Source organism: Psychrobacillus sp. INOP01 (assembly GCF_018140925.1).
In the GTDB taxonomy this organism is placed as follows: domain Bacteria; phylum Bacillota; class Bacilli; order Bacillales_A; family Planococcaceae; genus Psychrobacillus.
Map to the genome: position 1 here is coordinate 3736657 of NZ_CP073315.1, position 14052 is coordinate 3750708.

At 35.5% G+C, this 14052-nt stretch carries 16 protein-coding genes and 1 riboswitch; of the genes, 9 read left to right on the forward strand and 7 right to left on the reverse strand.

Features of this window, described 5'->3' with window-relative positions; genetic code table 11:
* Nucleotides 1-117: 117 nt before the first annotated feature.
* From KD050_RS18195 to KD050_RS18215, 5 genes are all read left to right on the forward strand, one after another.
* Entirely contained in the window at nucleotides 118-339 is a 222-nt protein-coding gene (locus KD050_RS18195; protein WP_211893724.1) for a hypothetical protein, read from the forward strand.
* A gap of 284 nt (nucleotides 340-623) precedes the next feature.
* Complete coding sequence (locus tag KD050_RS18200; RefSeq protein ID WP_211893725.1) at nucleotides 624-1067, forward strand: MarR family winged helix-turn-helix transcriptional regulator; 444 nt, start codon at nucleotides 624-626, stop codon at nucleotides 1065-1067.
* A gap of 52 nt (nucleotides 1068-1119) precedes the next feature.
* Nucleotides 1120-2064, forward strand: a complete 945-nt coding sequence (locus KD050_RS18205) for a ring-cleaving dioxygenase (RefSeq protein WP_211893726.1) — start codon at nucleotides 1120-1122, stop codon at nucleotides 2062-2064.
* A 2-nt stretch (nucleotides 2065-2066) separates the two neighbouring features.
* A complete protein-coding gene (locus tag KD050_RS18210) occupies nucleotides 2067-3122 on the forward strand; it encodes an LLM class flavin-dependent oxidoreductase (RefSeq protein ID WP_211893727.1) in 1056 nt (351 codons plus the stop codon).
* 15 nt (nucleotides 3123-3137) lie between these two features.
* Nucleotides 3138-3704, forward strand: coding sequence for an NADPH-dependent FMN reductase (locus KD050_RS18215; protein WP_211893728.1), 567 nt, complete (start codon nucleotides 3138-3140; stop codon nucleotides 3702-3704).
* Nucleotides 3705-4393: 689 nt separating this feature from the next.
* On the opposite strand, the gene KD050_RS18220 is transcribed toward KD050_RS18215, so the two are convergent.
* From KD050_RS18220 to KD050_RS18230, 3 genes are read right to left on the reverse strand one after another with little or no spacing between them, the layout of a single operon-like run.
* Nucleotides 4394-5206 (reverse strand): ABC transporter ATP-binding protein, encoded by an 813-nt coding sequence (locus tag KD050_RS18220; RefSeq protein ID WP_211893729.1) that lies wholly within the window; start codon nucleotides 5204-5206, stop codon nucleotides 4394-4396.
* 27 nt (nucleotides 5207-5233) lie between these two features.
* Nucleotides 5234-6289 (reverse strand): FecCD family ABC transporter permease, encoded by a 1056-nt coding sequence (locus KD050_RS18225; RefSeq protein ID WP_211893730.1) that lies wholly within the window; start codon nucleotides 6287-6289, stop codon nucleotides 5234-5236.
* Complete coding sequence (locus KD050_RS18230; protein ID WP_211893731.1) at nucleotides 6286-7290, reverse strand: FecCD family ABC transporter permease; 1005 nt, start codon at nucleotides 7288-7290, stop codon at nucleotides 6286-6288. The genes KD050_RS18225 and KD050_RS18230 overlap by 4 nt, the downstream gene beginning before the upstream one ends.
* Nucleotides 7291-7486: 196 nt before the next feature.
* On the opposite strand from KD050_RS18230, the gene KD050_RS18235 reads away from it, so the two are divergent.
* Both KD050_RS18235 and KD050_RS18240 read left to right on the forward strand, forming a co-directional pair.
* Complete coding sequence (locus tag KD050_RS18235; protein WP_211896352.1) at nucleotides 7487-8464, forward strand: ABC transporter substrate-binding protein; 978 nt, start codon at nucleotides 7487-7489, stop codon at nucleotides 8462-8464.
* A 538-nt stretch (nucleotides 8465-9002) separates the two neighbouring features.
* Nucleotides 9003-9440 (forward strand): general stress protein, encoded by a 438-nt coding sequence (locus tag KD050_RS18240; protein ID WP_211893732.1) that lies wholly within the window; start codon nucleotides 9003-9005, stop codon nucleotides 9438-9440.
* 472 nt (nucleotides 9441-9912) lie between these two features.
* On the opposite strand, the gene KD050_RS18245 is transcribed toward KD050_RS18240, so the two are convergent.
* Together KD050_RS18245 and KD050_RS18250 are read right to left on the reverse strand one after the other, a co-directional pair.
* Nucleotides 9913-10569: a CatB-related O-acetyltransferase gene (locus KD050_RS18245; RefSeq protein ID WP_211893733.1), complete on the reverse strand. Its 657-nt coding sequence runs from the start codon at nucleotides 10567-10569 to the stop codon at nucleotides 9913-9915.
* A gap of 255 nt (nucleotides 10570-10824) precedes the next feature.
* Nucleotides 10825-11295: a DinB family protein gene (locus KD050_RS18250; RefSeq protein WP_211893734.1), complete on the reverse strand. Its 471-nt coding sequence runs from the start codon at nucleotides 11293-11295 to the stop codon at nucleotides 10825-10827.
* Nucleotides 11296-11654: 359 nt separating this feature from the next.
* Between KD050_RS18250 and KD050_RS18255 the strand changes: the two genes are divergently transcribed.
* A complete protein-coding gene (locus tag KD050_RS18255) occupies nucleotides 11655-11816 on the forward strand; it encodes a hypothetical protein (protein ID WP_211893735.1) in 162 nt (53 codons plus the stop codon).
* A 319-nt stretch (nucleotides 11817-12135) separates the two neighbouring features.
* The gene (locus tag KD050_RS18260) at nucleotides 12136-12378 is read left to right on the forward strand and encodes a cupin domain-containing protein (RefSeq protein ID WP_211896353.1); all 243 of its coding nucleotides are present in this window, start codon (nucleotides 12136-12138) and stop codon (nucleotides 12376-12378) included.
* A gap of 169 nt (nucleotides 12379-12547) precedes the next feature.
* Here the strand turns inward: KD050_RS18260 and KD050_RS18265 are convergent, their stop codons facing one another.
* Complete coding sequence (locus tag KD050_RS18265; protein WP_211893736.1) at nucleotides 12548-12763, reverse strand: Fur-regulated basic protein FbpA; 216 nt, start codon at nucleotides 12761-12763, stop codon at nucleotides 12548-12550.
* A gap of 69 nt (nucleotides 12764-12832) precedes the next feature.
* A riboswitch (SAM riboswitch) is annotated at nucleotides 12833-12936 on the reverse strand.
* A 507-nt stretch (nucleotides 12937-13443) separates the two neighbouring features.
* Entirely contained in the window at nucleotides 13444-13740 is a 297-nt protein-coding gene (locus tag KD050_RS18270) for a hydrolase (RefSeq protein WP_235753850.1), read from the reverse strand.
* Nucleotides 13741-14052: the final 312 nt, after the last annotated feature.

Consider the following 14052-nt stretch of genomic DNA (forward strand, 5'->3'; position numbering starts at 1 on the left):
TAGTGAAGAGAGCATGATCTAAAACTGCACTGACCCAAAAATATGAGACAAATAAAAACACCTTTCGTTGAAGAACGGGTTTACAACACCTAAATTCAATACGGAGGTGTTTTTTCTATGGTGACAAGAGTCAGTTATCCAGTAGAAGTGAAAATGAAAGCTCTTCAAATGAAATTTGCAGATAAATCCAATGAAGAAATAGTAACGGTTTTGAATATTCGTAATGTGAGTCAAATTAAAATGTGGATGAAATGGTATAAAAATAATGAGCTATACCGTCTTAAACAGCCGGTAGGAAAACAATCTACCATTGGCAAAGTGCGTGAATTTGAAAGTTAATCTGCTAAGTAACAAGTTGAAAATCGGTATTTAAAGCAGCCATAACTTATGCTAGTTTGAAGAGTCAAAGAAGTGCGTTTATGGATCAAAATTTCCACTACAAGAAAGGAACTTGAGGAAATTTTTGAACTGTTAGCAGATAAGGGGGTTATTAAAATAATCCAACTGAGTTATTGGATAGGCACTCGATTTTCCAAAATAATAATTCGAATTCGAGATATTGTTCTTGCTTTATTATCAATTGAGTAGTAAAGTGATGATTAAGAAAGGGAGTGACAAACAATATGCAACAAAATACTCGCGGGTCGTTAATATGGTTAAGGATTTCTCGATTCACACATCAAAGTAACTTACTATCGAATGAGTTTTTAAAGCCATTTGATTTAACTACTGCACAATTTGATGTATTAATGCAAGTTTCAACTTATGAACCATTAACACAAGGTGAGCTAGCTGAGAAAGTCACCGTGTCACAAGGCGGTATTTCGCGTATGCTTGCTCGCCTTGAAAAAGATGGACTCATTGCACGAAAGCAAGAGTGGAAAACTAAAACGATCTCGTTAACGAAAAAAGGACGGGAAAAACTAGAAAATGCATTTGAAGCTCAGCTTTTATTTCAATCCTCATTCTTTGATGATTGTTTATCTGATGAAGAACAAAAAACGTTGTATTTACTTATGTCGCGTGTACAAAAAAATAGCGAAAAAAAGAAATTGCCAAACAAGTAATTTTTTTACCTAGTCACTTGACTAATCAAATGATGAATTGGAGGAAAAAATTATGTACACAATTTCAGGACATCATCATATTTCAATGATTACAAAAAATGCAAAACAAAATAACCACTTTTATCGTAATGTACTTGGTTTACGTCGTGTGAAAATGACGGTGAACCAAGATGATCCATCGATGTATCACTTATTTTATGGAGATAAAACTGGAAATCCCGGCACAGAGTTATCTTTCTTTGAAATTCCGAATGTTGGACGCACTCACCGAGGCACAAACGCTATCACCCAAATCGGTTTACTTGTTCCAACAGAAATGAGTTTAGCCTATTGGAAAGCACGTTTTGATGAATACAACGTACAGCATAGTGATATTACATCGTACGCCAACCGTCCTGCTCTATTCTTTGAAGATGAAGAAGGCTTACGCATGGTGCTACTTGCATCCAACGGACAAAAGATGAAGCAATGGGAATCATGGGGAAAATCAAACGTACCGCTAGAACATCAAATTCAAGGCATGGGATCCGTGGAAATAACGGTACGCCGGCTTGAAAAGCTTGGTAGTACGCTTACAGAGATATTTGGGTATACCGAAATATCACGTACGAAAGATGAAGCCATTTTCCAATCAGTACAAGGCGAAGTATTTGGTGAAATCGTAGTGAAGTATTTAGAAGGTCCTACTGAAAAACCAGGACGTGGTAGTATCCATCATCTAGCGATTCGTGTCAAAGACGATGTAGAACTTGCATACTGGGATGAACAAGTACAAGCACGTGGTTTCCAGTCGTCTGGAATTGTGGATCGTTTCTACTTTAAGAGCTTATACTTTCGTGAATCAAATGGCATTCTTTTTGAGATTGCTACAGACGGACCAGGATTTACAATTGACGGAAATATCGAAACACTTGGTCAGAAATTAGATTTACCACCGTTTTTAGAACAGCGTCGTGCTGAAATTGAAGAAAAATTACAACCAATAGAGGAGAATTGATTATGGAACAATATCGCATCAATCCGACAAAAGGCATGGAATTTGGATTATATTCATTAGGAGATCACATTGTCAACCCAACAACAGGTGAACGTATATCTGCACAACAACGTATTAAAGAGTTAATTGAAATGGCAAAACTTGCTGAGGATGCAGGGATTGAGGTATTCGGTTTAGGAGAAAGTCATCAAACCTACTTTACAACTCAAGCTCATACCGTAATTTTAGGTGCTATTGCACAAGCAACAAGTAAAATAAAAATTGCAAGCTCCGCAACCGTGCTGAGTGTATCTGATCCTGTACGTGTATATGAGGACTTCTCCACAATTGATTTAATTTCTAACGGACGAGCAGAAATCGTCGCTGGACGTGGATCTCGCGTTGGTGCTTATCACTTACTTGGTGTGGATTTACAAGATTATGAGGAAATATTCGAAGAAAAATTAGAACTACTAAAAAAAATAAACGAAGAAGAACGTGTTACATGGGAAGGCGAGTTCCGTCCTCCACTTTTAAATGCAGAAATCTTACCACAACCAAAAAGTGGTTCACTTCCGATTTGGCGTGCTGTAGGTGGGCCACCTGCAAGTGCCATTAAAGCTGGTTATATGGGGATTCCAATGATGTTAACTACCTTAGGAGGACCAGCTGTCAACTTTAAGCCTTCTGTTGATGCGTATCGTGAGGCTGCTGAGCGAAATGGCTATGATCCAAGTACACTCCCAATTGGAACAACAAGCTTGTTCTATGTAGCTGATACAACAAAAGAAGCATTACAAGGCATGTACCCCCATATTAATGGTGGATTCCAAGCGATCCGAGGGGGAGGGTATCCTAAGCAACAATTCGCCCAAGCAACTGATACACGTGATGCATTAATGGTTGGTAGTACACAACAAATTGTCGAAAAGCTACTTTACCAAAATGACCTATATGGGATGCAACGCTTTATGGCACAAATCGACTTCGGTGGTGTACCTTTCGAAAAGATTATGAAAAACATCGAAATCATTGGAAATGAAATAATTCCAGCGATTAAAAAATATACATCCAAATAAAAAGGAGAGATTAACATGAAAATAGTAACAATAGCCGGCTCAATTGTCGGGTCTAAAACAAATACAGCAATGACTAAAGTTGTCGAAATACTTGAAAATAAATATCCACAGCATGAAGTTACACTACTAGATTTAGCCGACTATAAATTGGAATTTAGTGATGGACGTAATTATTTTGAATATGAAGGAGATACAAAATACGTGTCAGAAACAATAATGGAAGCAGATGCCATTATTATTGGTACGCCAACGTTCCAAGCATCCATTCCAGCAACGCTAAAAAATATTTTCGATTTACTTCCAGTCAATGCTTTCCGTGACAAAGTCGTAAGTAGTGTCGTGACTGCCGGTACATCGAAACACTATTTAATGGTAGAGCAGCAATTAAAGCCAATCTTAGCATATATGAAAGCTCACATTGTTCCGACATATGTGTTTATCGAAGAAAAAGATTTCTTACGGAAAGAAATTGTGAATGACGATATCCTTTTCCGTCTAGATCGCTTAGTCGAAGATACAGTGTTAACCGTTGAAGCTTTTGAGATTATTCGAGCGAAAAAAGACGAAGAATACGATTTTTGATTTTTTAAATACAAGTAAAATAAATTGGGAGAAATAGGATTACCGAATTTAATGATATTGTAAAATAATAACTAACAGTAAATATTTTTTCTTGATTAGTCTCCAAAACTGCAAAGAAGACGACATTATTTAACTTTTTTACTTGCCATCTATACTAATTACTAATATGCGAAGAGGGGGAGATTTTAAAGTTACAGGGGAGCACATTTATTATCGAATGAGGATAGTTATATTGCAGGCATTTTACACGATGCAATCCAAGTAGGACAATAATTCAAAAAAAATTCTGTGGATAAATGCTAGATTAAGAATTGTATATTAGGAAGTTTTAATAAAAAAAAGCCTTCAAACCTTGAAATATCAAGGTTTGAAGGCTTTTGGGAAGGAGGGTCTCAACAAGTCTCGAACTTGCGACCCCAACCTTGTCGAATTTGTAACCCTTAAATAACCAGGTAAAACTGAATTCGATTTAGTTAAATATGTCTGATTAAATGAGGTTTACACGAGTGTAAACCTCATTTAAGTAAGATAAGATTGACACAGAAAATTAATTATGCGGACAAAAGAGTAGACAGGTGGTCTGTATCACTTTTTTATCAAACAGTATGTAACAGTTATCTTGTGCATCTATATTACTTTTAAAAGTTGTAATAATTAGTAGCGTAGTTACAAAATAAAGCAACTAAATATTAAACTCCAACTTCCTTAAGAATGCATCTTCCTTTACCGAATGGGATACATAAAGGCGTACCAAATAGAGGGTCTTTTGTAATCTGACAATCCATACCAAACACACTTTTCACTAATGGACAGCTAATAATATGCTCTGGTTTACCCTGTGCATAGATTTCCCGATCCTTAATCGCTACTATATTATCCGCATATCTGCACGCCAAATTTAAATCGTGTAGCACCATTACAATCGTTCGTTTCTCTGTTTCATTTAGTTCATACAGTAAATCGAGAATCTCAATTTGATGTGTCATATCAAGATAAGTAGTTGGCTCATCCAGTAAGATAATATCTGTATCTTGAGCTAGAGTCATGGCAATCCATGCTCTTTGACGTTGCCCTCCAGATAAAGAGTCCACTGGTCGATCCTTTAGGTCTTCAATAGCTGTTGCTTTTAAGGCCTTCGTCACTTTTTCTTCATCTTCCTCTGTCCATTGCTTTAACCATGTTTGGTAAGGGTATCTTCCTTGCTTCACTAATTGAAGTACAGTTAATCCTTCAGGAGCAACAGGAGATTGGGGAAGGATAGACATTTGCTTTGCAACATCCTTGCTAGACATTTTAGATATCGCGCTTCCATCTAGCAATACTGCTCCACTTTTAGGCTTTAATAATCGAGCGATTGAGCGAAGTAGTGTTGATTTCCCACAGCCGTTCCCACCAATGAAAACAGTAATTTCCCCTTTTGGTATTTGAAGATTTAAATCATCTATGATAATACTCTCCCCATATGATAGGGTTAAATTTTGTGTCTCAATCACTTGCTTCATTTCAATACACTCCTTATCATGGTCATATTATGCATTTCTAGTTTTAAACAGTAGATAAATAAAATAAGGTGCTCCTATTCCGGCAGTAAATACACCTGCAGGAATTTCCAATGGTGAAAACATCGTTCTCCCGATTAAATCAGCCAGCATAACCAATATACCCCCGATTAGTGCTGAAACAGGTAAAAGTGCTCCAAATGAAGAGCCTACTAACCTTCTTGCCATATGAGGAGCCATTAACCCGACAAACCCGATACCACCAGCAAATGCTACAGCCCCTCCTACAAGGGCAGTACTTATTAATAATAAGAAGAATCGTTGTCGCTGAATACGACCTCCCACTCCTGTAGCTATGTCATCTCCAAGCTCTAAAATATTAATATTCTTCGCCATAAAGAAAGCAATACCAACAAAAACAACGGTCCACGGCACTAATATAGCTACATTGCTCCAACTAGATCCATATACAGAACCGGTGATCCATATATTCGCCTGACTCGCTCTATAAATAGGTCCCATAATCATCATCAGTGTAGTTAATGCTTGCATGAGCGCTGAAACTCCTATTCCGATAAGTACTATTCTAATAGGAGATACACCGTTTTTCCATGCTAGCATGTAGACCAATAGTGCAATTACTGCAGCACCAACAAATGCCGCTAGTGGTAACCATTTAATACTTACTGTCAGAGAGTAATTTGCATCACTGAAAAAGGTTAGAAAACTAACAACAGCTACGGATGCTCCCCCTGTTATTCCTAAAATGTCGGGTGAAGCCAAAGGATTTCGAATCATCCCTTGAAGGATTCCACCTGCTACCGCTAAAGCTATCCCCACCATTAATGCAACAATAATTCTAGGCAAGCGAAAGGATTGGACTACAAGCTGTTCCATTTCGCTTCCGCCGCCAAACAGAACGTTTAAGACGGTTAGTGGGCTCAATTTCATATCACCCAAACCTGTGCTGACGATAAAAACAACACATGTTACAACTAGGAAGCTTATTAATATGAATAGGGCTTTTTTATCTAACAAAAAGGATACTTTTCCTTCTAACTTTCTAAAGCTTTTATACTGATTCATCGTGCGTTAAACCCCTTTCTCGCAATGTAGATGAAGAATGGAGTCCCTATGATAGCAGTCATTACACCTACAGGAATTTCTTGTGGCATAATTATATATCGAGCTAATATGTCTGCTACAAGTAACAAAACTCCTCCTAGAGCACCTGAAAAAGGTATAAGCCAACGATGATCAATACCAATGATATATCTAGTAACATGTGGAATCACTATTCCGATAAAGCCAATTGGTCCTGCTATAGCTACGGATCCTCCAGCTAATAGTATAACGATAATAGCAACTATAATTTTTAAAGAACCAGTATTTACACCAAGACCTTTAGCGACATCTTCTCCCATAGATAAAACATTCATTTTAGAAGCTATAATAATAGATCCTACCCAACCTACTAGTAAATATGGTAAAACATTTGTTAAGATTTCCATCTTTCTACCTTCAACTGATCCAGCGAGCCAAAACAGCACCTGCTCAAAAGCAGCTTCATTAATGACAAGAAAACCTTGCGTAAAAGAAGCAAACATAGCTGACATCGCGGCTCCAGCTAAAGTCAATTTCATAGGTGTAAGTCCATCTCTTCCTGCTGAACCAATAATATAAACAGCAATTGCTGCTACAGCTGCTCCTAAAAAGGATATCCAAGCGAATGCTTGAAGATTACTTACTGAGAATAGAGTAACTGCTACAACAACTGCAAATCCTGCTCCAGCATTCACGCCAAAAATTCCAGGGGATGCAAGTGGATTTTTCGTAAGAGTTTGCATCAAGACGCCTGAAATAGCTAAGCTGCTTCCTACAGCAACTGCTATTAAAGCGCGAGGTAATCTAACGGTTGCAATTACTATATGTTCATTGGAGCCGTTATTATTTTGAAAAGCATCTAGTACCATCTTCCAAGATGTTTGTGTATATCCGTAAACTATACTTGCGCACATCAATAAGACTAATATAAGAACAATAATGATTAGCCCAAGTAGTTTTTGTCCATTTGTTTTTAATAACATAATATTAACCTTCCTAGAATCCATAAATTAATCTATTTATCACCTAGTCTATTGCAAGTTATAAGGAGTGTCAATGAGCTTGATAATCATTTTCAAATAAATGTTGACATAGGATAATTTCGGAACTATTATAAAGCTTGTATTGAAAATGATTATCAATAAGATTTATATTTGGGAGGAAAGCTAAGTGATTAATATGAAACGTTTTTTCGTTATGATTTCAATATTTTCTTTATTGCTATTAGCAGCGTGCGGACAAACAAAAGAAGACACTGCTACAACAGGAAATGAAGACAAAGAAGATAATAGCTACACAGTTGAACATGCTATGGGTACTACTACGATTGAAAAAGCACCCGAAAAGGTTGTAATTCTTACTAACGAAGGTACAGAAGCATTACTTGCATTAGGAGTAACTCCTGTTGGTGCTGTTCAATCTTGGCTAGGTGATCCTTGGTACGACCACATTAAAGAAGACATGACAGACGTTGAAGTTGTGGGTGTAGAGCATGAAGTGAATTTAGAAAAAATTGCAGCCTTAAAACCCGATTTAATTATCGGAAACAAAATACGTCAAGAAGCTGTTTACGACCAGTTAAGTGCAATTGCCCCAACAGTATTTTCTGATACACTACGAGGCGATTGGAAAGAAAACTTTACGTTATATGCTAAAGCATTGAATCTTGAGGAAGAAGGAAAAGAAGTATTAAGTCAATTTGATGCTCATCTAGATGAAGTTAAACAAAATCTAGGAGATAAAGTGAACCAAGAAATTTCTGTTGTACGCTTTATGGCTGGTTCATCTAGAATTTATTATACTGATTCATTCTCAGGAGTTATTTTTGATCAATTAGGATTTAAACGTGCTTCACAGCAAACGGAACTTTTTACTGCTGATAACAAACTTGGTAACTTAGCGATTGAGGTTGGTAAAGAAGTTATTCCGAAAATGGACGCTGATGTACTATTCTATTTCACATATGCACCACAAGGCGATCAAGCTGCCTTAGATACTGCTACTGAATGGACGAACGACCCACTTTGGAAAAATTTAAATGCTGTTAAAAGTGGAAATGTTCATGAAGTAAGTGATGCTGTCTGGAATACAGCGGGTGGCGTTTTAGCAGCAAATATTATGTTAGATGAAATTGAAGATATCTTTAATAACAAATAATATATATTAAGACGAATTCTAAAATTTAAAAACTAGACATCTTTTGTTATGTTGAAAGTCATGATAGTAATTATGAAACTTGTTAATAAAAGAGGTTTATAAAAGGTTACACATTATAATAAAGGACAAATAGAACAGCTTGAGTTGTTCTGTTTGTCCTTTTGGATTAATAATTGATCAAATTAAGTGTTTCTTACAAATAAAATAGCACGTTTTGAAAAAGTAATTTCTATTATCATAACAAAGAACCGAAATCTCTTCTATTATAGTAGAGATTTCGGTTTTTTTTGTTAAACAAAGGAGCAGACTTCTTAACATCTTGAAGAAGCGAACTTGAATCCGTTAATGTATCTTAACTTTCCGGCGATTAAACGGTAAATAGCGGAGTATTCAAAGAAGGACCTAAAAAAGCACTTTCCAGGGACTGCAAAATGGGAGTCGAATTCCAAAAAGAATGAAGCTTGAAGGCTAAAGTGTCTAGAAAAACTCAAGAACGGGTAAAGAATACATAGTTGAAGCAAACAGGAGGTAATTTTTAATGAAGAATCATGTTATTGGCGTATACGAAAATGAAAAACAAGCGACTGAAGTTGTTGAAAATTTAAAAGAGAAAGGCTATACAACTGAGGAAATTTCAGTTATTGCTAAAAATACAAAAGAACTATCTGAAATCACACAGGAAATAAAACCTTCCACTAAGGATGGAGCCATTGCAGGAGCTGTAACTGGAGGAGCAATTGGCATAGCGGGCGTGATAGCAGGGTTATCCACTGTATTGATTCCTGGATTTGGCGCTGTGTTGGCGGCAGGTCCTATTATTACAACAATTGGCGGAGCAGTCGTAGGGGCTAGCTCTGGTGCTGGCGGTTTAAAGCATGCTCTAATGGAAATTGGAGTCCCGGATGATGAAGCTGAACGCTATTCTAGTGACGCTCAGGAAGGTAATATTCTGGTATTTCTTCATCCCAAAGAGTGAGGGTGGAGTGAAAGGTCCTAAGTTTGCATAAATAATATGCAGTGATTTCTTTCCTCTGGAATTAACTCATGATGGGCTACAATGTATAGCGCGTGAGATTCTAGTTCTTCGATTCCTGCCAAGGGAGTACGATAGATATGAGTTCCTATGTTTGTAGAATTTTGTACAAGCATAGGAACTTTTTTTTGTTTGCTTTTCAATTGCTGATACAACTTAACGAAAAACATTCAGAAGAAAATCAGTTAGCACAAATGTATTGGAAAAGTTGATTCAAAAGGAGATGCAACAGTGATAAGGGTTATGTGCTGCAATACTCAAAACCAATAATTTGATTAACGCACCGTTGATACAAACTGTGCAGTGATGTGTTTTCACTTTAAAAATAGTCCCTTCTTAATTATCTATTAAGAAGAGACTATGGCTTATTAAATTTATTAATATTTATTCAAGGTGATGATCTAAGATTAATCCGTTATGGTTTAATTTCCCTTAGATAAAAGTCGTATAATTGGTTAATAGATGAACTGGATAAGATATGACTAGCCCGTTCAATTTTCTCACGTTCCCAATCGAACCAACGCATTTCCTTCAACTTTTCGATTTCTTTGTCTGTAAATCGTTTCTTTATCTCTTTAGCAGGGTTGCCTCCTACTATCGTATATGGCGGGACATCTTTTGCAACAACCGATCCTGCCGCAACAATAGCACCTTCACCTATTGTAACACCGGGCATAATCATTGCATTCATGCCAATCCAGGCATCATTTTCGATGATTGTATCCCCTTTTTGTTCATATGAAGTTTCAATTTGCTCTACAAACGGATAGACGGTAATCCATTCAGTATGATGATTGTGATTTCCACCCATTAAAATAATTACACCACTTGCAATGCATACGTAATTTCCTATAATCAACTTATCTAAATGCCAACCAAGGTCTTCGATGGGGTTAAACAACTTTCTAGATTTTTCATCTCCCCATAAGTATCTAACGCAGCCATCTTCAAAATCATGATTATCGTAATAACCAGAGTAGTAGGAGTATTCCCCTACTTCAATCATTGGGTTGGTGACAATATCTTTTAAATACTTAATTTCAGACCAGTGGTTAAATCGATGTTGTTTCATTTTTTTCCCTCGCTTCTAAGTAGTATAAATCATTTTTTACTTAGAAGCTTAATGCCGTAGCAACATTCTTAAACCGTTTCAAACGACGAACCATCGTCCTCATCCTTTTCCTATTTGATAGGTGGATTGTAACAAATGATTCAGCTGTTCGTCAAACCTTACTGAACCGTTCGACCATAAAGCGTCGTAGTAGACACAACTGTAAGATATAAAAAGTAAGGGTGTATCACCTAGGTGATAACACCTGTGAGTAAATTAATCCCAAACTAAGGGTCTTGGTATGCCCGCTGTTCTTAAATAATCAAGCAATTGGCCAGTATGGATAGATTCATGATAAGCAACTCTTAACAACATATCACCCAAGTCTCTTATGTAACCTGCATCAGAGCGGTCAATTTTAATATTGGTTAAATCTTTTTCAGAAAATGACCTAATTGTTTCTAAGAACCGATTTCTATAAGGTTCGGCAAATTCCAATTCGGCATTCACAGTAGAAAAAGGCTGTTTATCGAAAGGAGAATCAAATACTGCCAGACTGCCTTGATTTTGGATTGCTAGATGGTAATAATGTTCACTTTCTAGAACATGCCTAATCATTTCTAGACAAGTCATTGCTTCGTCATCCGGTTTCCATTGTAGTTTTTCTTGTGGAATAGCTGTCCAAACCTTAATACTTCTTCTTCGTACTTCGATAAAATTTAAAATAATTAATTCAATAGAGTTCAAAAATTTTCCCCCTTTTATTAGTATGTTTTAAATGTACACGAATAAGTGTTCGGTGAAAAGGCATGATTTTAATAAATATATTATTGCGCAGTTCGAATGAGACTGACATAAAAAAGTGCTCAATTTCAGCTCGAAATTTGAGTGGTTTATCAACATTGATGGATGCGACTACTCCACAATCTTTACAGAAAATATAAGTGGTGGACGTAGCGGTAAAATATCCACGCCTACAGTTGGGATACAGATGGATGTTTCGAATGATGAGATATTGCAGATAAGCTTATTTGTCTCGGCATAAGGTATTGCGTAAGAGGAATATATTAATTGATAAGACTGTTGAAAGGATTGGGTGGGTATTAATGAGTAAAAAGAGATCAGTAAAAGCAACATCTAGTGGAATTGGTTTTGGAGTTGTATTAGCTATAGTTATCTCTTGGAGTGTCAACAAGTCAATACTTTGGGCAATTCTACACGGAATATTTGGATGGTTTTATGTAATTTATTATGTGATAAAATACTGAACTTCTTTACACTAGCGAAGTCGCAAATAAAGGTAGTAAAGTAATAGCATGAGTTACTTCATAAACGACCCATTAAGTTTTCTCCCTTTTAAAAGCATTTGGACTAAATTGTCTAGGTGTTTTTATTATGTGAAATATTTAAAAACTAATTATTTCCATTCACATTTTGTGTAATACTAATAGTTGCGGAGGGATGACAAAGATTGAAAAAGTAAATTTTATGTCCAAATTTGACTTGATCTAAGACTAATATCAGCCTAAGAATATTGCAAATGTAAATTATTCAGCTTTTAAAATAGTAAATATATAAGGTGATTTCATATGGCATCACCACGACGAATCAGATGAATTATTTTTAGTTATTAAAGGACATTTAAAAATAAAATTAAAAGATCAAGATGATATACATTTGGGTGAGGGTGAATTAGTTGTTATTCCAAAAGGAGTAGAGCATATGCCAGTAATTGAAGAAGATTATGTTGCTCTGATTCAACCATATGAATTATTAAATATCGGTAATGTGCAAAGTGAACGAACTGTATATAACGTTGAAAAAATATAAATTCCATCTAAATCCAGTTTGTTTGAATTAACATTTAACTGATACTAATTAAGGATACTAGTCACATCCAACTGGAGTAACGCGTATTGATGAAAAGCAATCAAGAGATCAACAGTTCAGCAAAAGAGCATCAATCGTTAATGGATTGATGCTCTTCACAATAATTAGGTCATTTAATATTATTTGAAAAATTTTTCCAAACGATTGAATCCATTCCAATATGCGGATGAACTTCAGATTGAAGTTTAAAATATAAATATTCCAATTCGGTTATTGTTAACTCATAAAGATGTCTTTCATCTAATTTGTACCGTTCAAACTCCAGCAATTTACTAATTAACTGATTCCGCTTAATTTCAATAGCTTCCCTCAATAATTTTCCCATAATTGTCTCCTTTCATTTAAAATGACACGATTTAAATGATAAGAAGAGGAACTGGTATATTATAACCTCAACTTATCTATCAAGCACAAGTACTTGCAGGAATTAGCACAGTATTCATTGAATCTGTTGCTGAGGTATCGACGGGCCAGTCCCTTCACCTCTCTTGATAAGTAATTTATATGTTATATTAACCTCATTATTCTTATCTGTCAACTAGGTTTTTAAATTACTTTAATTAAACTTCGTTTTTAGAACAAAAAATTTATTCCTTCTGCGACTATTTCCTTTCTGTTAAGGAGTAATGACAAGACATTTTTTTCAAAGAGCAGTTGAGAAAATAGTCACATTTATTTTCACCTCGAATTTTAACATTTAGTATTCATCATGTTGAAGGAGGAATTTTCGGAAAAGTATTGAATTCTTGTTGCACTAACGGGTGCTTTACTTGAAGACCATAAAGCATTTTCTTATTGAACTAAAGAGGCAGGTTAGCTGAAGATGAATGGGGGTTTTTATGTCGCATTTGACACATAATGCGATTCAAAGGACATTAAATATTTATAGGGTGAACTGGAAATTATTCTCCCTCAATTTTTAAATAAATAAAATATTCGATTCAATATAGAATGTTGAGTGGCCTGAGAAAGGCCCCTTCCATAAAGAAAGAGACCTCTTATGAATCAGTCTGCTTCTATTCGAATAGCTTGAATAAATTGGCAGTCTACGATAAGTGTTGAACCAGGTTCTGTTGTTGGATCATTAAAGAATGCACAGCAATTACTCTGATCTAAGATAATAAAAACAACATCTTCTAACACCTGACCACCTGATAAGAAAACATCAACTTCAGTTTGAGTTTGTAATCGTCTTAATTGATCACAAATGCAACCTTTACATTTAGTTGCAACTTTATCAGTATGTTCTTTCTTCTTATCACATTCATTACATTCATTACTTTTACTATTAGAATGTCTCATATTCAATACCTCCTTTGGTTTTGTAAAGTTTGGCCGTACATTTATAATCTATGATTTCAATATGAAAGGTGATTGTACAATTTGGCAAGTGAAGATAAATTCGTTTAATTTAGTAGAATTAATGCTACATTCTTTGGTTTATAAATATATTGTTCTTAAAGCAAAGTAGTTTAGAAAAAAAGTTTATTTTTAAGGGATTTTCAATATGAATTAGAAATTTGGAAGGAAATTTATTTCAAATAGATAGCAATTTAAAATCTGAATTATGACTTGCTGAAAAAAAGAATGAAAGATTTGATGTTCAGAAAGAGT